Here is a 19,518-nt window from a genome sequence, read left to right as displayed (position 1 = left end):
GGTGGCTTAACGTCATCCCCCCGGCCTTGTTTTATCCTTCTGCTGAGGCATAACGTATGGCATGCGGCGAATTTTCCCTGATTGCCCGTTATTTTGATCGAGTACGAAACGCCCGTCTCGATGTCGACACCGGAATCGGCGACGACTGCGCGTTACTCAATATTCCCGAAAAACAGACGCTGGCTATCAGCACCGACACGCTGGTGGCGGGCAACCATTTTCTCCCTGATATCGACCCGGCCGATCTGGCCTATAAAGCGCTGGCGGTGAACGTGAGCGACCTCGCGGCCATGGGCGCGGATCCGGCGTGGCTGACGCTGGCGCTGACCCTTCCTGCGGTTGATGAAGACTGGCTGCAGGCGTTCAGCGACAGTCTGTTTGACCAATTAAGCTACTACGATATGCAGCTGATTGGCGGCGATACCACCAAAGGGCCGCTGTCGATGACGCTGGGTATTCACGGTTATGTGCCGGTAGGCCGGGCGCTGAAGCGCTCGGGCGCGAAGCCGGGCGACTGGATCTACGTTACCGGAACGCCGGGTGATAGCGCTGCCGGGCTGGCGCTGATTCTCAACCAGCTGGTGATTGATAACCCTGAAGATGCGGCGTATCTGCGTCAGCGTCATCTGCGCCCGACGCCGCGCGTGCTGCAAGGGCAGGCGCTGCGCGATCTGGCCAGTTCGGCGATCGATCTTTCCGATGGGCTGATCTCCGATTTGGGGCATATCCTTAAGGCAAGCGGCGGCCTCGGCGCGCGGATCGATTTAGATGCCATGCCATACTCCGAAGCGTTGCGTCGCCATGTTTCAACCGAGCAGGCCTGTCGTTGGGCGCTGTCCGGTGGTGAAGATTATGAGCTCTGCTTTACCGTGCCGGAGCTGAATCGCGGCGCGCTGGAAGTGGCGCTGGGCCAACTGGGTACACCGTTTACCTGCATCGGGCAGATTAGCGCCGATGTTGAAGGCATGCATTTCACACAGGATGGGAAGGCGGTCACGCTGGACTGGAAGGGGTACGATCACTTTGGCTAAGAATGATATCGCAAAAAGCCGCCTGAACTTGCGCAACCCGTGGCACCTGCTGGCAACCGGCTTCGGCAGCGGCTTGAGCCCGATTGTACCGGGAACGATGGGCTCGATTGCCGCCATTCCGTTCTGGTATCTGCTGACCTTTTTACCGCTGCAGATTTATTCGCTGGTGGTGATGTTCGGCATCAGCATCGGTGTCTACATCTGCCGTCGCACGGCGCGCGATATGGGCACGCACGATCACGGCAGCATCGTGTGGGATGAGTTTATCGGGATGTGGATTACCCTGATGGCGATCCCGGCGATGACCTGGCAGTGGGTGCTGGCGGGCTTCGTGGTGTTTCGCATTTTTGATATGTGGAAACCCTGGCCGATCCGCTGGTTTGACCGTAACGTCCACGGCGGGATGGGGATTATGATCGACGATATTGTCGCCGGGGTCATTTCGGCCGCGATATTGTATGTCGTGGGGCATCACGTCTTGTGAGGGATGACTTTCCCCCCGGAGGAGTCGGTGAAAAACCGGCTCCGTACGGTTCCCTCGCCCCTTTGGGGAGAGGGTTAGGGTGAGGGGGTCTCCTGCACCTTACTTAAACCCAACCACCGGATGCGGCTGGTACGGCGCTTCCAGCGACGCAATTTGTTCCGGCGTCAGCGTAATATCCACCGCGTTTAACAATTCATCCAACTGATCCTCGCGCGATGCGCCGATAATCGGTGCGGCAACGCCCGGTTTGCTCAACAGCCATGCCAGCGCCGTTTGCGCCCGGCTCGCCTCGACCTCTTCGGCCACGCGCTCCAGCTCGCCGGCAATCTGCTCGTCATTCTCCTCCGTCGCGCTGTACAGCGTTTGCCCGAACTCATCGGACACCAGACGTGCGGTGGTTTCGCCCCACGGTCGCGTCAGGCGTCCGCGCGCCAGCGGGCTCCATGGGATCACCGCCACGCCTTCCTGGGCACACAGCGGCAGCATCTCGCGCTCTTCTTCCCGGTAAATCAGGTTGTAGTGATCCTGCATGGTGACAAACGGTGCCCAACCGTTGGCCTTCTGTAGCGCCAGCGCGTGGGCAAACTGACGGGCATGCATGGAAGACGCGCCAATAAAGCGCGCTTTACCGGATTTCACCACCTCATCCAGCGCTGAAAGCGTCTCTTCAATTGGTGTACGGTAGTCCCAGCGGTGGATTTGCAGCAGGTCGACGTAGTCCATGCCCAGGCGGCGCAGGCTGTCATCTATTGAGCGGAGAATTTGCGCGCGGGAGAGGCCTTCTTCCAGGTCGCCGACCTGATGGTAAACCTTCGTCGCCACGACCACGTCCTCGCGGCGGGCGAAGTCGCGCAGCGCGCGGCCAACAATCTCTTCACTGCTGCCGTCAGAGTAGCTATTGGCGGTGTCGAAAAAGTTGATACCGCCTTCCAGCGCGCGTTGGATAATTGGGCGGCTGCTGTCTTCCGGCAGCGTCCAGGCGTGTTTACCCCGATCCGGCTCGCCAAAAGTCATACAGCCCAGGCAAAGACGAGAGACCCGAAGGCCGGTGTGTCCTAACGTATCGTATTGCATGATTCAGCTCCTGCTAGCGGGTAAGAGGTTTACCTTTAAGCATAGCAGGAGCCGTGGGGAGGATTATGCTAGCCAGGCCGCGATCTTCGCTTCGATGCCCGCGGCGTCGAGGCCGAGCTCGGCGTGCATCTCTTCCTGAGTACCTTGAGGAATAAAGAAATCAGGCAGGCCGATATTGAGCACCGGCACCGGCTGGCGATGCGCCATCAGCACTTCGTTCACGCCGCTGCCCGCGCCGCCCATAATGGCGTTTTCTTCCAGCGTCACCAGCGATTCGTGGCGCGCGGCCATTTCCAGAATCAGGCTTTCATCCAGCGGCTTCACAAAGCGCATGTCGACAAGGGTGGCGTTCAGCTTCGCGGCGACCACTTCAGCCTGCGCGAGCAGGGTACCAAAGTTGAGGATCGCCAGCTTTTCGCCCTCACGCTTCACCAGCCCTTTACCCAGCGGCAGTTTCTCCAGCGGTTTTAGCTCCGCACCGGTACCGCAACCACGCGGATAGCGCACCGCGCTTGGGCCGTCGCCGTAGTGATAGCCGGTATACAGCATCTGGCGGCACTCGTTTTCATCGCTTGGCGTCATGATAACCATGTCCGGGATGCAGCGCAGATAGGAGAGATCGAACGCCCCCTGGTGCGTCTGCCCGTCGGCGCCAACGATGCCCGCACGGTCGATCGCAAACAGGACCGGCAGCTTCTGAATCGCCACGTCGTGGATCACCTGATCGTAGGCGCGCTGCAGGAAAGTTGAGTAGATCGCTACGACAGGCTTATTGCCGCCAATCGCCAGCCCGGCGGCGAAGGTGACCGCATGCTGCTCGGCGATCGCCACGTCAAAATATTGATCCGGATACTTTTTCGAAAACTCGACCATGCCGGAGCCTTCGCGCATCGCCGGGGTAACCGCCATCAACTTGCTGTCTTTGGCTGCGGTTTCACACAGCCAGTCGCCAAAGATTTTGGAGTATGACGGTAGGCCGCCGCTGCTTTTTGGCAGCTTGCCGCTGGTGTGGTCAAACTTTGGCACCGCGTGGAAAGTAATCGGATCTTTCTCTGCGGGCTCATAGCCGCGGCCTTTCTTGGTCATGATATGCAGGAACTGCGGGCCTTTCAGGTCGCGCATGTTTTTTAGCGTATTGACCAGCCCCAGCACGTCGTGGCCGTCCACCGGCCCGATGTAGTTAAAGCCCAGCTCTTCAAACAGCGTGCCGGGCACCACCATGCCTTTGATATGTTCTTCGGTCCGCTTGAGCAGCTCTTTAATCGGCGGCACGCCGGAGAAGACTTTTTTACCGCCTTCACGCAGCGAGGAGTAGAGCTTTCCGGAGAGCAACTGCGCCAGATGATTGTTCAGCGCGCCGACGTTCTCGGAAATCGACATTTCGTTGTCGTTCAGCACCACCAGCATATCGGGTTTGATGTCACCCGCGTGGTTCATCGCTTCAAACGCCATTCCGGCGGTGATCGCGCCATCGCCAATCACGCAAACGGTACGACGCTGCTTGTTCTCTCTGCCTGCCGCAACGGCGACGCCGATCCCGGCGGAAATGGAGGTGGAAGAGTGGCCGACGCTCAGCACGTCGTATTCGCTCTCACCGCGCCATGGGAACGGGTGCAGGCCGCCTTTCTGGCGGATGGTGCCAATTTTGTCGCGACGGCCGGTCAGAATTTTGTGCGGATAAGCCTGGTGACCAACGTCCCAGATAAGCTGGTCGAACGGCGTGTTATAGACGTAGTGCAGCGCCACGGTGAGCTCCACCGTGCCAAGCCCGGAGGCGAAGTGTCCGCTGGAACGGCTCACGCTGTCGAGCAGGTAACGACGCAGCTCGTCGCACAGCTTCGGCAGGCTCTCTTTTGGCAGCAGGCGCAATTCCTGAGTGGAATCGACCAGCGCCAGGGTCGGGTATTTGGCAATATCAAAACTCATCTGAGACTCATTTATTGTTTATTTGTCGCGCAGGATGATGTAGTTCGCTAGCGCTTCCAGTGCTGTGGTATCCAGTGATTGTGCGGCCAGTTGCTCTAGCGACTGGCGAGCCTCAGCGATGAGGTCACTGGCTTTGTTCCGGGCTTGCTCAAGGCCCAGTAGTGCCGGATAGGTGCTCTTGCCGAGCTGCTGGTCGGCACCCTGGCGCTTTCCGAGGGTCGCAGTATCGCCCACCACATCCAGAATGTCATCCTGAACCTGGAACGCCAGACCGATGCTTTCGGCGTACTTGTCCAGCAGCGGCAGCGCCTGACGTCCCTGTTCACCCGCGCTGAGCGCCCCCAGGCGCACGGCAGCGCGAATCAACGCGCCGGTTTTATGGCGATGAATGCGTTCCAGCATTTCCAGATTAACCTGTTGCCCTTCGGCCTCCAGATCCAGCGCCTGACCTCCGCACATGCCCGCCGCGCCGCTGGCGCTTGCCAGCTCGGAGAGCATCGCCAGACGATCGCGGTCAGAGACCTCATTCATCGGCGCATCACTGAGTATAGAAAACGCCAGCGTTTGCAGCGCGTCACCGGCCAGAATGGCGCTCGCCTCACCAAATTTAATATGGCAGGTCGGCTGACCACGGCGCAGATCGTCGTCGTCCATCGCTGGCAGATCGTCGTGCATCAGCGAATAGGCGTGGATGCACTCGACCGCCGCAGCGGGAGCGTCCAGCGTGGCGATGCTCACGCCGAACATCTGCCCGGTGGCGTACACGAGGAACGGGCGCAGACGTTTACCGCCTAAGAGTGCGCCATATTGCATCGCTTCGACCAGTGGAGTGTTCTGAAACGGCAGCGGTGCGATAAAACGGCGCAGCGCGTCGTTTGCCTGGGTGACGCAGGCATCCAGCTGTTGCGAAAAATCCATTTATTCAGCGTCCGGCGTGAAAGGTGTTAAGGGAGCATCTTCGTTATCGGCCAACAGAATCTGCACGCGTTGTTCCGCCTGCTGCAGTTTGCTCTGCCCCTGACGTGCCAGCTGCACGCCGCGTTCGAATTCGTTCAGCGCCTCTTCCAGCGGCAGAGAACCGCTTTCCAGACGATTAACTATTTGCTCCAGCTCGGTTAACGCGGTTTCGAAACTGGCCGGGGCTGCATTTTTCTTTGGCATAGTGAATGTTTGGCTCTTGTTATGTCGCGACTGCGTCTATGGTAACGGAGTCTGAGTGTGAAGCAAATAACACGCAATGGTCAGCGGGATGATGGTATACTCCGCGTCCTGGACGTAGCGACCGCTGGTACGCTGCGATACATCTTTTTGCTCAAAGCCCTGTCGGGCTTGCCAACGAACCATTGCCGCCATGAAGTTTATCATTAAATTGTTCCCGGAAATCACCATCAAAAGCCAATCTGTGCGTTTGCGCTTTATTAAAATTTTAACCGGGAACATTCGTAACGTTCTTAAACACTACGATGAAACGCTCGCCGTCGTTCGTCACTGGGATCACATCGAAGTTCGCGCAAAAGATGAGAACCAGCGTCTGGTTATTCGCGACGCGCTGACGCGCATTCCGGGGATTCACCATATCCTCGAAGTGGAAGACGTGCCGTTCACCTCCCTGCACGATATTTTCGAGCAGACGCTGCCGCTGTGGCGCGAAGCGCTGGAAAATAAAACCTTCTGCGTGCGCGTTAAACGTCGCGGTAAGCACGAATTCACCTCTATTGAGGTTGAGCGTTACGTGGGCGGCGGCCTGAACCAGCACATTGAAACGGCGCGCGTGAAGTTGACCGACCCGGATGTGACCGTCAATCTCGAAATTGAGAACGATCGTCTGCTGCTGGTAAAAGGGCGTTATGAAGGTATTGGCGGTTTCCCGATTGGCACCCAGGAAGACGTGCTGTCGCTGATCTCCGGTGGTTTCGACTCCGGCGTTTCCAGCTATATGCTGATGCGTCGCGGCTGCCGCGTACACTACTGCTTCTTTAACCTTGGCGGCGCGGCGCATGAAATCGGCGTTCGTCAGGTCGCGCACTACCTGTGGAACCGCTTCGGCAGTTCGCATCGCGTGCGTTTTGTGGCGATCAACTTCGAACCGGTAGTGGGCGAAATTCTCGAGAAAGTCGACGACGGCCAGATGGGCGTGGTGCTCAAGCGTATGATGGTACGTGCGGCGTCGAAAGTGGCTGAACGCTACGGCGTGCAGGCGCTGGTGACCGGCGAAGCGCTTGGCCAGGTTTCCAGCCAGACGCTGACCAACCTGCGTCTGATCGACAACGTTTCTGATACCCTGATTCTGCGTCCGCTGATTTCGCACGATAAAGAGCACATCATCAATCTGGCGCGTGAAATCGGTACCGAAGATTTTGCCCGTACCATGCCGGAATACTGCGGTGTGATCTCAAAAAGCCCGACCATCAAAGCGGTGAAGGAGAAAATCGAAGCCGAAGAAGAGAACTTCGACTTTGCGATCCTCGACAAAGTGGTGGCAGAGGCGAACAACGTCGATATCCGCGAAATCGCCCAGCAGACTCAGCAAGAGGTGGTGGAAGTGGAAACCGTCAGCGGCTTTAGCGCCAACGACGTGATTCTTGATATCCGCTCCGTTGATGAGCAGGACGACAAACCGCTGAAAGTAGAGGGCGTAGAAGTGGCCTCGCTGCCGTTCTATAAACTCAGCACCCAGTTTGGCGACCTTGATCGCAGCAAAACCTATCTGCTGTGGTGCGAGCGTGGCGTGATGAGCCGTCTGCAGGCGCTGTATCTGCGCGAACAGGGCTTTGAAAACGTGAAGGTTTACCGTCCGTAACGAAAAGAAAAACCCGGCCAGGCCGGGTTTTTTTATATCAGGCTCACAAATGCGCTACTTGAGCGTATTGGCGAATGCTTCCAGCTGGGTAATCACGATATTCCAGCCTTCGTAAAACCCCATCTGCTCATGCTGTTTGCGCGTGGCATCATCCGGATGCAGAACCCGCGCGGTATAGCGGCAGCCGCTACCTTCATCGGCAAAGGTGACGATGGCCGTCATGGCAAACGGCGTTGTGGCCGGACGCCAGTCGGCGGTGAGCATCGTCGTCATCACCAGCCTTTCTTGCGGAACGATTTCCAGAAAACAGCCTGGATTATCGCTGCTTTCACCACCAGGCCCGTGCATTAGCGTATGAAATTCGCCGCCGGGGCGCAGGTCAAAGGCGAGCACCTCGGTGGTCCAGGGCTTGGGGCACCACCATTGGCTGAGCAGCTCCGGGTGAGTCCAGGCGCGCCAGAGTAAGGCTCTGGGCGCGTTCAGAAGACGAGAAATGGATAAGTCGCGGGTATCGGTCGCGTGTTCAGACATACTACGAACCCTCACGGTTGGGGCGAAGGACGGCCCGCCGGGCAGACCGCTTATTAAGCTTCGTAGTAATTATAGATGCCCGCAGCCATTACCAGCTGCGACGCCACTTCATACGCCTTTTCGCGCCCGACCAGCAGGTCAATAATCTTCAGGCCAAAATCAATGGATGTTCCTGGCCCCTGGCTGGTGAGGAGATTCACGCGCGGATCCCACGCGACGCGTCTATCCATCCACTGATCCGGCGGAATTTTATCTTTCAGCGCCGGGAAGCCGGTCATATTGCCGATGGGGAAAATATTATGCGGCACGAGGACGGTCGCCGCTGCCGCACAGATAGCAGCAACGATACGCCCGGAGAGATGAAACTGCCTCACCGTCTCGACCAGCAGCGGGCTGTCGCGGAAGCACTCCGCGCCCTTGATGCCGCCAGGCAGGATAATGATATCGAAATCGCCGTCCGCTACTTCCACCAGCGGGGCGTCGGCCAGCAGCTTCACGCCGCGCGAGCAGGTAATCGTCAGGTTGCCGTCGCTGGCGACGCTGGCGGTGGTGACCTGAATACCGCCACGCACTAATAAATCGATAGTGGTGACGGCTTCCATCTCTTCACTACCAGGAGCGAGGCAAATCAGTGCCGACGCGCTCATATTCACTCTCCTTACGTTTAACCAGTTCATACAGGCGGGTATTTTCCGGCACGGGGATGCCGTGCGCTCGTGCGCGTTTGAGCAGAAAACCGGTAATGTAGTCGATTTCCGTATGACGCAACGCGCGGATGTCCTGCAGCATTGATGAGATATTTTCTGCTGTCAGGTCAATCACCTGGTTCACATAAAATAACAGACTTTCCGGAGAGGTATGAAATCCTTCCCGCGTCATGGTCTGCGCAACCTCTTCACAGATAAGGGCAATGTGCTCCTGATGGCCGCGCAGATCGCCGTTCGGGCAGTTCATCAGCGCGGTAAGCGGATTAATCACGCAGTTGACCGCCAGTTTTCGCCACATGGCGGAGTGAATATTATCGTGCCAGGCCACGTCCGGCAGGACGTTTTGCAGGGTTTCCGCCAGCTGGCTGTAGTCGGCATTGTAGCGTTTGGCCGGGCCGATATGGGTGGTGCCGTTGGCCACATGAACGATCACGTTCCCGTCGCGCCGCGCGGCCTGCGTGGTGGCGCCGAGCAGAATCGGCTGCTTGAGGTCGTTCAGCTCCAGCAGAGTGCCCATACCGTTATGAATCAGTAAAATAGGCGTGGTTTGCGGGAGGCGTGAGGCGAGCGCTCTGACCGCATCGGAAACTTGCCAGGCCTTGAGTGTGACCAGCAGTAAATCGCTTTGCGCCAGAAAATCGGGATCGTTGGCCGTCAACGATTGGTTAAACTCACTGCCGTCCAGCTCTATCAGATTGACGCTACAGTAGGGCTGAGGTACACGTAGCCATCCTTGTACTTCAAATCCTTTTTTGTAGAGCGCCGTCATCCATAGCTGACCCAGCGCGCCACATCCCAATACTGTTATTTTCAAACATCCTCCTTACCACACCAGATGCTGCTGGTATGTCATACTTCACGCTGATTACCCGAATGAGTGTGAGTATAGCGCTATCCACTGAGCTTCCGGGGATAACAAGTTGAGTTATGCCGCGTTGCAGGTATTATGCAACGCAAAAGAAACTAAGGGAGGGGAAAAGATGCCATCTTTCGATATTGTCTCTGAAGTCGATCTTCAGGAAGCGCGCAACGGCGTGGATAACGCGGCCCGTGAGGTTGAATCGCGTTTCGATTTTCGCGGTGTAGAGGCGAAAATTGAGCTGAATGAAGCCAATAAAACCATTAAGGTGCTGAGCGAGTCTGATTTCCAGGTGAACCAGCTGCTGGATATCCTGCGCGCTAAGCTGCTGAAGCGCGGTATTGAAGGCGCGTCTCTCGATGTGCCGGAAGAGTTTGTCCACAGCGGTAAAACCTGGTTTGTCGAAGCTAAGCTGAAGCAGGGCATTGAAAGCGCGGTGCAGAAGAAAATCGTCAAGCTGATTAAAGACAGCAAGCTGAAGGTGCAGGCGCAAATTCAGGGCGAAGAGATTCGAGTGACCGGGAAATCCCGCGATGATTTGCAGTCCGTGATGGCGCTGGTGCGCGGTGGCGATCTCGGCCAGCCGTTCCAGTTTAAAAACTTCCGCGATTAACGGCGAAAGTACGGCCCACACCGTGGTGTGGGCCGATGCCGTTTAATGGGCGGCAATCACCTGTTCGACTTCAAAGCGGTTAGTGACTTTGCTGTCGATTTTCACGTAGGCCGAGTGTTCATCGGCTACCACCAGCACTTCTTTCACCCCGTCCGTCGCCAGCAGGCGTTCACGTAGCGCATCGTCCGCGGCAACGTCTTTCGGTATCTCGACGCGCAGGCTGCTGACGTACTGCGGTTCCTGCATGGTCATCGAGACCAGCAGCCAGACCGTCGCCAGCAGCGCGCCGGCGAGGAACACCGTTTGTGAATCAAACAGGCCGTCAATCCAGCCGCCGAGCGAGCCGCCAATGGCGACGCCTAAGAACTGGCTGGTGGAATAAATGCCCATTGCCGTGCCTTTATAGCCCGCCGGCGCCTCTTTGCTGATAAGCGACGGCAGCAGCGCTTCCATCAGGTTAAAGGCGAGGAAGAAAATCTGCACGCCCGCCACCAGCTCCCAAAAATAGTTTCCGGAGCCCCAGAGTACAATTTCAGCAATCAACAGCAGGGCAATGCACAGCACAAACACGCGCTTCATGCGGCGCTTTACTTCCGCGTAGATGATAAACGGCACCACCGCGATAAACGACACCACCATGGTCACCAGGTAAATTTTCCAGTGCTCGGCGGCCGGAAAGCCCGCCGACTCTAGCTGCCCCGGCAGGGCGACAAAGGTGGACATCAGCAGAATGTGCAGACACATGATGCCGAAATTGAGCTTCAGCAGCCTGGGCTCCATCAGCACCTTGCTGAAGCAACCCTTGACCATGCCGGACTCGCGGTTGAGCACGTGGTTTTTACTGTCCGGTACGACCCACAGCGTGAGCAGAATACCCAGTGTTGCCAGCCCGGCAATCATCCAGAACAGGGCGTGCAGGCCGAGTTTATGCGTAATTATCGGCCCCAGCACCATCGCAATGGCGAAGGTCACGCCGAAGCTGACGCCGATAAACGCCATCGCTTTGGTGCGGTTTTGTTCGCGGGTCAGGTCAGAAAGCAGCGCCATCACCGCGGCGGCAATCGCCCCGGAGCCTTGTAAGGCGCGGCCAAGAATAATGCCCCAGATGGAGTCGGACATCGCGGCAATCACGCTGCCCAGCACAAAAATCGCCAGTCCGCCGACGATCAGCGGTTTGCGGCCAACGCGGTCCGAAATCAGCCCGAAGGGAATCTGAAACACCGCCTGTGCCAGGCCATAAATGCCAATCGCCAGGCCGATTAACGCCTCGCTGGCGCCCTGCAATGCCATGCCGTATGTGGTCAGAACCGGAAGGACCATAAACATACCGAGCATACGCAAAGAAAATACGGTCCCTAAACCCCAGGTGGCGCGTAACTCACCCGGTGTCATTTTGTAATCGTTCATTCCCACCTCTATATAAAAGCTGGGAGTAGTGTAGTGCGGGGAGAGGGAAGGGTAAACAGAGGGTTAATTAACAAATATTACATTATTGAATCATTTGTGCGGAATAGCAGCATGAATGATAACCCGGCGGCGTGGAGCCACCGGGTCAGGCTCCGGTCAGGCCGCCTGCTGGCGGATTGCGTCGATTATCTCCAGCGAGCGTAACGCATCCGCCGCATCAATGATTGGCGTCGCTTCTCCGCGAATCACCTGTAGGAAATGACGTAGCTGCAAAATAAACGGATCGATGGGCTCGACGGCCAGCGTCTCCTGCAACAGCGGGGCATGCCAGCCGCTCTGCTCGCCGTAGCGCCACCAGCGCATCTGCGGAACCGCCAGCGCGCCCTTGCTGCCGGAAATCAGATAGCAGTTTTCCGGGGTATGCGCGTAGACTGCGTTCTCTGCCGAGTTCATCTCCCAGCTCCACGGGCTGACGCCGCAGTCGCTCAGCACCGCGCTGCCCAGTGCGCCGCAGGCGAAGCGCAGGTTGACCACCGCGCTGTCTTCGTTGGCGAAGCCGCGCCTGGCGTTGCTGGTCATCGCCTGAACATCGTCGATCTCGCCCAGCAGATAACGCAGCAGATCGATATCGTGCACCAGATTTACCAGCAGAGGCCCGGCCCCCGGTTCTCGTCGCCAGGCAACATCGAAGTAGTCGTCCGGTTTTTGCAGGATCCAGTGCGCTGATACGGCAACGATCTGACCCAGCTCACCGCTGTCGATAAGCGACTTTGCCGCCACCGTCAACGCATTGTGCCGACGATGATGGCCGACCAGCACCGGGACGCCGTGCTGCGTTGCCGCGTCCACCAGTTCTCGTGCACGCGCCGGAGACTCGGCGACCGGTTTCTCAACCAGCACCGGGATCCCCCGCTCCACGCAGGCAATGGCGCACGGCACGTGCAGAGTGTTCGGCGTCGCGTTAATCACGCCCTGCGGCCTGGCCTGATCCAGCATATCGTGAATGTCGGCATACCACGCCACGCCGAGTGATTTTGCCAGCGCCTGCGCCTGTGGCGACGGATCGGCCAGGGCGACCAGCTCGGCCTGCGGCGTTTGATTGATAACCTCAATATGTTTACGTCCGATGGCACCCGCGCCAATGACGGCAAGACGAATACGATTCATGATGGGCTCCGCAGCGTGGTAGGGAGAGATGAGCGAGCGTCGACCGGGCCTGCCGCCCAGTACCCTTTAGCGGCCAGACCGAGGACGGTCAATGCCGCCGGAATGCCGAGGATCAGGAACACCGATTTAAAATCGAGCCCCAGCGCCAGCATTTCGGCCCCAGCGAAGGCGCTAAGAATGGCGCCGATGCGGCCAACGCCGTGCATCCAACTGGATCCGGTAGCGCGGGCCTGCGTGGGATAGAAGCGAGCGGAAAGGGCGTTCATCCCGGTATTCGCGCCGTTCAAACATGCGCCGCTAACGAAGGCCAGCAGGCACAGTAGCGGGAAATTCACTCCCGCGTAGCCAATCGCCATGGTGAATAATCCGCCCACGGCGAAAATGACGCCCAGCGCCCGATGCGGGTCAATTCGGTCCATCAGCCAGCCGGCAAACAGTGAACCGACGGTGCCGCCCGCCTGATAAATGGCGGTCATGATTGCGGCCTGACTGACGGTCAGGCCAATCTCTTTTACTAGCGTTGGCAACCAGCTGCCGAGGATATAGACCAGGAACAGCCCCATGAAGTAGACCAGCCAAAGCATCAGCGAACCGAACAGGTACTCGCGCGACAGCACAATGCGCATGGCGCTGCTTTTGATCGGCTGCTGCGGCAAAATAAATTGCACGTTTTCACTCACCTGACCGGGGTAAAAACGCTGAAGGATGGCGTGGATCCGCTCGGCGGGCGCCTGCTTGATCACCAGAAAACGCGCGGACTCCGGCAACTTCCAGATAAGAATAGGGGCAAACAGCAGCGGCAGTACGCCACCCAGCGCCATCAGCGAGTGCCAGCCAAACTGTGGGATGAGCCATGATGCGGCAAACCCGCCAATGGCGGCACCGAAGGTGAAACCGCAGAAAATAACGGTGATGATAAACGAGCGTTTGCGCTCAGGGGCGTATTCCGACACCAGCGTGCTCATGTTTGGCATCGCCGCGCCCAGCCCAAGCCCGGTCATAAAGCGGAAAAAGATCATCTGCTCAATGTTCTGGGAAAACGCCGTCGCCACGGTCCAGAAACCGAAGAAAAAGACGCTGTTAATGATGATTTTCTTACGCCCCAACCAATCTGCGAGCGGGCCGGAGAAAAGCGCGCCTAGCGCAAGGCCGATCAGCGCGGTACTGATGACAAAGCCCAGCTCGTGGTTACTGACGCCCCACTCTTGTTTGAGCGTGGGGGCGATAAAACCCATGATGGCGATATCGAAACCGTCCAGCGCGATGACGCAAAAACCAAGGAAAATAACCAGCTTCTGGTAGCGGCTGAGCGGGTTGGAATTGATTAACTCTCTGACATCCAGGCGTTGTGTCTGTGACATAGCGTACTCCTGTTTACAGGAAGGATTGTGCCGCGTTAAACAGCAGCGCTGCGCGTTGTTGGGCCGGTAGAGCTCCCTTAGCTCCGTCCAGCGGGACTTCCAGCGAAATCGGCAGCGTGGGCGGTAAGGCCGCCAGCAGGCCGCGCAAATCCAGCTCGCCTTCTCCCGGGACCCGGCGTGCGCAGCGGGCCTGGTAAATCAGTTCTCCGGTGTCTGTGGGCATTCGCGCCGGGGCATCGCACAGCTGCATGTAGTTCAGCTGCTGTGGCGCCAGCGCACGCAACGCGTCCAGTGACTCACCCGCGCGCCAGAAATGGATGGCATCGACCAGGATGCCAACGTTGTGCTGTCCGCTGGCGGCAATCAGCTTCTGCGCGGAGGCGAGCGTCGGAAGATAGGTCCACGGCATCGGCTCCAGGTTCATGGTCAGGCCGTAGGCTTCTCCGGCCTGCGCCAGCCGGGCAAGGTTGTCCGCGCAGCGGTGCAGGTTATCGTCATTGCCGGCCACCAGCACCTGTTGAGCCTCCAGTCGGGCGGCGGTTTCGAGGAACGGACGCAGCGCATCAAGGTTGAAGTCCGGCGTCAGGCGCACAATCTCCACGTCGGAAACGCGTATCCCGGTATCGCGTAGCGCGGCCAGGGTTTCGCGTACCGTCGGCGTATCGCCGAGCATGTCGTAGTCAGGGTCATCAGGCGTTGCGGGCAGCAGACGAATGCCCACGTGGCTATAGCCGGTGAGCGCGGCGATACGCACGTGTTCCGGCGGTGAAACGTCCAGCACGGTGAGTGCTGCTAGCGAGAGGGAACGCATATTCATACAGACTCCAGTACAGTTGCAGGTAAGATTTTTAGTTATGTTTGGCGCCTTTCCCAGGCTAAATGCGTAATTTTTTTAAGATGTTATGTTTGCGGCCAGGTTTTTTCCCACCAGATAACCAAAGGTCATGGCAGGGCCAAGCGTGATGCCGCCGCTGGGGTAGAACCCCTGCATCACGCTCGACATATCGTTACCCACGGCAAATAATCCGGGAATCGGCTGTTGTTCCGCGTCCAGCACGCGCGCCTGTTCATCGGTTTTCAGTCCGCTGAAGGAACCGAGCGAGCCGGGAAGAATTCGCACCGCGTAATACGGTGCCTGTTCCAGCGTACCCAGCGTCGGGCTAGGCTGGTGGCGGGCGTCGCCCTGCGCGAGGTTATAGGCAGATGCGCCGCGTTGGAAATCGTCATCGCGAGCCTGACGGGCGAAGCCGTTAAAGCGAGCGACGGTATCGCTGAGCGCTGAACCGTCGATGCCGCATTTTTGAGCCAGCTCCGCCAGCGTGTTGCCGCTTTGCAGGTAACCTGTACGCAGCCAGGCTTTTACCGGGAACGGCGTGGGGCGCGCGTGGCCGAGGCCGTAGCGGTGCAGCGCGCGGCTGTCGGCAATGAGCCACGCCGCCGGTTTTTCTCCCTCCGGCGTCGCCTTGAGCAGCGCGGCGATAAAGTCATGATACGAGTCGGCTTCATTGACAAAGCGTTTGCCGTTATCGCGCACCGCGATAAATCCCGGCTTGGCACGTTCAACGAGATGTGGAAACGCCAGCTGTATTCCGCTGGCCAGCGACACGCGGGAGACCGGTGCCCACGCCATGGGGTGCTTAAGCGAGTCGTCAAACTGCCCGCCCACGGTTTCGCCAAGACGAATGCCATCGCCCTGATTGCCCGGCGGCGCGGCGGAGAAGTGACCGTAGCCCTGCGCCGCGTGCGGCACCTGTTCGGCTAATCGCTGCTTGTCGTGCGGGAAACCGCCGCAGGCCAGCACCACCGCGCGAGCGTTAACCTGAATCTCGCCGTCATCGCTACAGAGAACGGCGCCAGTGATGCCGCTGGCGTCCTGTAATAACCGCGTCACCGGTGCGTTGAGCTGAAAACGGACGCTGGCGTCCAGCGCCGAACGCAGCAGGCGCGCCACCAGCGCGTTGCCATTCACCAGATGACGACCACGACCATAACGCAGTCGCTGCCAGCCATGACGGGCAAGGCGTCGAGCGGCATACAGCGCGGATCGCGGTGAGCGCGTCGCGTTAAAAAAGTGCGCCATATCCGCGCCGCCTGCGATGCCCATCCCGGCCAGGCTGATGGTCTCCAGCGGCGGCCGCAGCCGGTGCAACCAGTCGCCCAGCTCGCGGGCATCATAGGGTTGAGCGGTCACCGAGCGACCGCCGTTGGCGAAGCCGTGGCTATTGTGAAAATCCGGCATTTTACTGCCGGAGAGGAACTGGACGGCGGTACGGCGACGGAAAAACTCCACCATCTCCGGCCCATAGCGCAAGAAAGTCCGCAGACGCGCATCGGCCGGACGCCCCTCCATCTCGGCCTGTAGATAGGCCAGCGGCGCGGTATCATCCTCGATAATACCTTCTTCGCGGGCGAGCGGATTTTGCGGGATCCACAGCCAGCCGCCGGACCAGGCGCTGGTGCCGCCAATCGTCGACTCTTTTTCGGCTACCAGCACCCGCGCGCCGTGCAGCGCCGCGGTCACGGCGGCAGACAGCCCCGCCGCGCCGGAGCCGATAACCAGCATATCCACCTCAACGAGCCTGCTCATGCGCGACTCCTTATTGCAGCGGGGAGAAATCGGTTGGGCGCATCAGCACCGACTCCAGACGTTCAACCGCTGCCAGCTCGCGGTTTTTACGCGAAAAGGTCAGCCAGCGCTCGTCCTGCGCCATCCGCGCGCGGCGCACCAGACGGTCGTCCAGGCTTTCGTAAGCCCAGATATGAACGACCTGATTCACCACGCCGATCTCGGTGAAGAAGAAGCCAATCAGCTTGCCGAGATGCTCGGTCTGCACCGCGTAGGCGTCGCTTTTGTACAGCGCCAGCCAGTCGGCCATTTTCAGCGGGTTGATGGTGTAGGTGCGTTTTTCGTAGATCATGATGCTTCTCCTGAAGTGAGTGGGGATGTGTTGGTCATGTGCAGGGCGGCCAGATAGCCGAACGTGAGCGCCGGGCCAAGGGTAATGCCAGGGCCGGGATAGGTGCCCGCCATCATCGAATCCATATCGTTACCGACAGCGTACAGGCCACCGATAGGCTGACCCTGCTGGTTAATCACCTGCGCGTCGGCGGTGGTGACCAGCCCGCGCGAGGTGCCTAAATCGCCGGTAAAGAGTTTGATGGCATAAAACGGCGCGCTTAATAGCGGCGCGTTACAAGGGTTTGGGCTATGCGCCGCATCGCCCATGGCGCGGTTATAGCTGTTTCCACCCTTGTGAAATTGCGGGTCGCTGCCGTTGGTGGCGTCGCGGTTATAGCGGGCGACGGTGTGTTCAAGCTGCTGCGGGTCAAGGCCTAACTGCTGCGCCAGTTCGCCCAGACTCTGCGCCTGATGCAGATAACCGGCGCTCACCAGCGCGTCGTTGTTGACCGGTGCCGGGCGCGCCAGCCCCAGGCCATAGCGCTTCATTGCCTGGGCATCGCAGAGCAGATAGCAGGGGGCGTTCTCCGGCTGCTGCTGCATGGCGCTGGCGAAATGATGGTAGGAATTGGATTCATTGACGAAGCGTACGCCGCGCTGGTTGACGGCAATCACGCCCGGCTTGGCGCGGTCGGTCACCAGATGCGGGAAACGCTCCTCGCTGCCGTCCGGACGGCGCAGTACGGAAACCGGCGCCCAGAAAAAGTTCGACGGCAGGTCGGCACCCTGGCGTGCATCCACGCCCAGCCCCAGCTGAAACGCTGCCCCGTCGTTCGTCGCGGGCGACATGGTGTAGTGTTGCTGAGTAGCGGGGCGGAACTGCGGTGCAATACGCCCGGCGGCGAAACCACCGGCCGCCAGCACGACGCCGCGGCGCGCGTGCAGGGTGATTGATTGACCATCGCGCTCAATTTCCACGCCGGTCACGCGGCCATTCTGTTCCGTCAACGATTTCACCGTGACGTTCAGTTTCAGCGTCAGCCCTTTGCGTAGCGCCAGCGTGGCCATACGGGCAATCAGCGCGTTGCCCATTGCCAGACGGGTACCACGGTGATGGCGCAGGCGATCTCGACCGTAGCGCAGTAACAGTTTGGTGCAGTGGCGGAACGAGCGCCACGAGCGACGCATATCGAGAAAATGCTGAATATCGACGCGGTTCACCATCATACCGCCAAACAGCAGCATTCCCGGCGGCGGCGAGCGTAAGGTGGTGAAATGCTCGCCCAACTCGCGACCATCATACTCCACCACTTCCAGCGCGCGGCCTACGTCGACCGCGCCGGGTTCATCCGGGTAGTAGTCCGGCGACAGCGGGCGCAGGCTGTATTTCACCGCGCCTTCCTGCTCGAGAAAAGCCAGCGCTTCGCGACCGGCATTAACGAAGGCCTCAACCATCTCAGGACGATAGTTCGCCTCACCGATGATGGTACGCAGGTAGGTTTTCATCTCGTCAGGGGCCCCGCTTTTTCCTGCAGCACGGGCCTGATCGGTGTCGTTAATCCACACCGCGCCGCCAGAAATTGCCGAGGTGCCGCCAAAGTGCGGCGCTTTTTCCAGCATTAGCACGGAGAGCCCTTTGCAGCAGGCGGTGACGGCGGCGGCAAACCCCGCCGCGCCGCTGCCGATGACGATCACATCCCAGCTTTTCATGCGGCGGCCTCATGCGATGAAGGCATAGCTCCGATGAACTGACCCATGAGTTCCATCTGCGCCAGCGCCATTTCCGGGCCGGTTTGCGTGCGACATCCGCGCTCGCTGGCGAAGGCCAGTAGCGGGGTGATGACGGGGGCCGTTACGACGTCGGCGACGTGGGTGGCGGCGGTTAATGTTTCAAGCAGCGTCGGATCTAACGGCAGCGGATCGAAGCCCGCCATGCCGGCAGGGGAACCGTTGACCAGCAGATCGATCTCCGCCAGTGATGTGGGCAGGGCGGTGAGATGGACGGTTGGGAAGTGGGTGGCAAGGCGATTTTCCAGACGCTGGCGGCTGGCCTCATCGCGGTCATACAAGGCCAGGCTCTGGATACCGGCTTCACACAGCCCCCAGGCGATGGCGCTACCGACGCCGCCGCAGCCGGAAAGCAGGACACGTTTGCCCGCAGGCTGGAAACCATGCGCCTGTGCGGCGCGCTGGAAGCCGACACCGTCTAACATGTCGCCCTCTAAACGCCCGTCCGCCAACTTACGCACCACGTTAACCGCATTCAGATGGCGGGCGCGGGGGGTCAGGGTATCCAGCAATCCAGCGACGCGCTGTTTATGGGGAACGGTAACCAGAATACCGCTCATGTTGTGCCAGCCGCGCAGGGCGTTCAGATAGTCGGCAACCGCTTCCGGCGCGATATCGACAGGGATCATGACCTTGTCCAGATTCTGACTGGCAAAGTAGTGGTTAAAGTTTTCCGGTGATTTCACCTGGGTAATGGGATGTCCGATAACGGCGACGACCTGAGTAAATCCGCTGACCATAACTCACCTCACTTGTTAACAAACTGTTGCTTGAGTATTTCAATGGATGCGGTGAGCGACAACGCAGAATTCGGACAGGTTGGTTGTTAATCGCACCGACAGTGCGATAATCGCAGTAATTGACTCCCTAT

At 59.1% G+C, this 19,518-nt stretch carries 19 protein-coding genes; 4 read left to right on the top strand and 15 right to left on the bottom strand.

What is annotated here, in order from left to right; translation table 11 throughout:
* Positions 1 to 56: 56 nt before the first annotated feature.
* Positions 57 to 1,031: a thiamine-phosphate kinase gene (gene thiL, locus ABTW00_RS17920; RefSeq protein WP_065356896.1), complete on the top strand. Its 975-nt coding sequence runs from the start codon at positions 57 to 59 to the stop codon at positions 1,029 to 1,031.
* Entirely contained in the window at positions 1,024 to 1,515 is a 492-nt protein-coding gene (pgpA, locus tag ABTW00_RS17915; protein ID WP_433636623.1) for a phosphatidylglycerophosphatase A, read from the top strand. Before thiL ends, pgpA begins: the two co-directional genes overlap by 8 nt.
* A gap of 99 nt (positions 1,516 to 1,614) precedes the next feature.
* Here the strand turns inward: pgpA and ABTW00_RS17910 are convergent, their stop codons facing one another.
* From ABTW00_RS17910 to xseB, 4 genes are all read right to left on the bottom strand, one after another.
* On the bottom strand, positions 1,615 to 2,589 hold the full coding sequence (locus tag ABTW00_RS17910; RefSeq protein ID WP_065356894.1) for an aldo/keto reductase: 975 nt from the start codon (positions 2,587 to 2,589) through the stop codon (positions 1,615 to 1,617).
* Between the two features lie 63 nt (positions 2,590 to 2,652).
* On the bottom strand, positions 2,653 to 4,515 hold the full coding sequence (gene dxs, locus ABTW00_RS17905; RefSeq protein WP_433636620.1) for a 1-deoxy-D-xylulose-5-phosphate synthase: 1,863 nt from the start codon (positions 4,513 to 4,515) through the stop codon (positions 2,653 to 2,655).
* An 18-nt stretch (positions 4,516 to 4,533) separates the two neighbouring features.
* Positions 4,534 to 5,433, bottom strand: a complete 900-nt coding sequence (ispA, locus tag ABTW00_RS17900) for a (2E,6E)-farnesyl diphosphate synthase (protein ID WP_064547875.1) — start codon at positions 5,431 to 5,433, stop codon at positions 4,534 to 4,536.
* Entirely contained in the window at positions 5,434 to 5,676 is a 243-nt protein-coding gene (gene xseB / locus ABTW00_RS17895; RefSeq protein ID WP_064547877.1) for an exodeoxyribonuclease VII small subunit, read from the bottom strand.
* Between the two features lie 190 nt (positions 5,677 to 5,866).
* Between xseB and thiI the strand changes: the two genes are divergently transcribed.
* The gene (gene thiI, locus ABTW00_RS17890) at positions 5,867 to 7,315 is read left to right on the top strand and encodes a tRNA uracil 4-sulfurtransferase ThiI (protein WP_433636618.1); all 1,449 of its coding nucleotides are present in this window, start codon (positions 5,867 to 5,869) and stop codon (positions 7,313 to 7,315) included.
* A 54-nt stretch (positions 7,316 to 7,369) separates the two neighbouring features.
* On the opposite strand, the gene ABTW00_RS17885 is transcribed toward thiI, so the two are convergent.
* Genes ABTW00_RS17885 through panE form a run of 3 tightly spaced genes read right to left on the bottom strand, consistent with a single transcriptional unit; the run spans position 7,370 to position 9,367 of the window.
* The gene (locus ABTW00_RS17885; protein ID WP_433636616.1) at positions 7,370 to 7,846 is read right to left on the bottom strand and encodes an SRPBCC family protein; all 477 of its coding nucleotides are present in this window, start codon (positions 7,844 to 7,846) and stop codon (positions 7,370 to 7,372) included.
* Between the two features lie 53 nt (positions 7,847 to 7,899).
* On the bottom strand, positions 7,900 to 8,493 hold the full coding sequence (gene yajL, locus ABTW00_RS17880) for a protein deglycase YajL (protein ID WP_433636614.1): 594 nt from the start codon (positions 8,491 to 8,493) through the stop codon (positions 7,900 to 7,902).
* Complete coding sequence (panE, locus tag ABTW00_RS17875; RefSeq protein WP_433636612.1) at positions 8,456 to 9,367, bottom strand: 2-dehydropantoate 2-reductase; 912 nt, start codon at positions 9,365 to 9,367, stop codon at positions 8,456 to 8,458. The genes yajL and panE overlap by 38 nt, the downstream gene beginning before the upstream one ends.
* Positions 9,368 to 9,533: 166 nt before the next feature.
* On the opposite strand from panE, the gene ABTW00_RS17870 reads away from it, so the two are divergent.
* On the top strand, positions 9,534 to 10,025 hold the full coding sequence (locus ABTW00_RS17870) for a YajQ family cyclic di-GMP-binding protein (RefSeq protein WP_064547885.1): 492 nt from the start codon (positions 9,534 to 9,536) through the stop codon (positions 10,023 to 10,025).
* A 42-nt stretch (positions 10,026 to 10,067) separates the two neighbouring features.
* On the opposite strand, the gene ABTW00_RS17865 is transcribed toward ABTW00_RS17870, so the two are convergent.
* The 8 genes from ABTW00_RS17865 to ABTW00_RS17830 form a co-directional block, all read right to left on the bottom strand.
* On the bottom strand, positions 10,068 to 11,432 hold the full coding sequence (locus ABTW00_RS17865) for an MFS transporter (protein ID WP_167576502.1): 1,365 nt from the start codon (positions 11,430 to 11,432) through the stop codon (positions 10,068 to 10,070).
* A gap of 156 nt (positions 11,433 to 11,588) precedes the next feature.
* A complete protein-coding gene (locus ABTW00_RS17860) occupies positions 11,589 to 12,599 on the bottom strand; it encodes a Gfo/Idh/MocA family protein (RefSeq protein ID WP_433636609.1) in 1,011 nt (336 codons plus the stop codon).
* The gene (locus tag ABTW00_RS17855) at positions 12,596 to 13,960 is read right to left on the bottom strand and encodes an MFS transporter (protein ID WP_065356887.1); all 1,365 of its coding nucleotides are present in this window, start codon (positions 13,958 to 13,960) and stop codon (positions 12,596 to 12,598) included. Before ABTW00_RS17855 ends, ABTW00_RS17860 begins: the two co-directional genes overlap by 4 nt.
* Positions 13,961 to 13,973: 13 nt before the next feature.
* Positions 13,974 to 14,777, bottom strand: coding sequence for a sugar phosphate isomerase/epimerase family protein (locus tag ABTW00_RS17850; protein ID WP_433636606.1), 804 nt, complete (start codon positions 14,775 to 14,777; stop codon positions 13,974 to 13,976).
* Positions 14,778 to 14,852: 75 nt separating this feature from the next.
* Positions 14,853 to 16,547 (bottom strand): FAD-dependent oxidoreductase, encoded by a 1,695-nt coding sequence (locus ABTW00_RS17845; protein WP_433636604.1) that lies wholly within the window; start codon positions 16,545 to 16,547, stop codon positions 14,853 to 14,855.
* A gap of 10 nt (positions 16,548 to 16,557) precedes the next feature.
* On the bottom strand, positions 16,558 to 16,878 hold the full coding sequence (locus ABTW00_RS17840) for an NIPSNAP family protein (RefSeq protein WP_064547897.1): 321 nt from the start codon (positions 16,876 to 16,878) through the stop codon (positions 16,558 to 16,560).
* Entirely contained in the window at positions 16,875 to 18,569 is a 1,695-nt protein-coding gene (locus ABTW00_RS17835) for an FAD-dependent oxidoreductase (protein WP_433636602.1), read from the bottom strand. The genes ABTW00_RS17840 and ABTW00_RS17835 overlap by 4 nt, the downstream gene beginning before the upstream one ends.
* Positions 18,566 to 19,387 carry a shikimate dehydrogenase family protein gene (locus ABTW00_RS17830; protein WP_433636599.1) on the bottom strand — a complete coding sequence of 274 codons (822 nt, stop codon included), beginning with the start codon at positions 19,385 to 19,387 and terminating at the stop codon, positions 18,566 to 18,568. The genes ABTW00_RS17835 and ABTW00_RS17830 overlap by 4 nt, the downstream gene beginning before the upstream one ends.
* Positions 19,388 to 19,518: the final 131 nt, after the last annotated feature.

Origin of the sequence: Kluyvera georgiana, from assembly GCF_050990895.1 — a bacterium.
GTDB classification, from domain to species: Bacteria; Pseudomonadota; Gammaproteobacteria; order Enterobacterales; family Enterobacteriaceae; genus Kluyvera; species Kluyvera georgiana.
The sequence above is the reverse complement of the archived record's forward strand: the minus strand, read 5'-3'. Positions and strand labels throughout refer to the sequence as shown.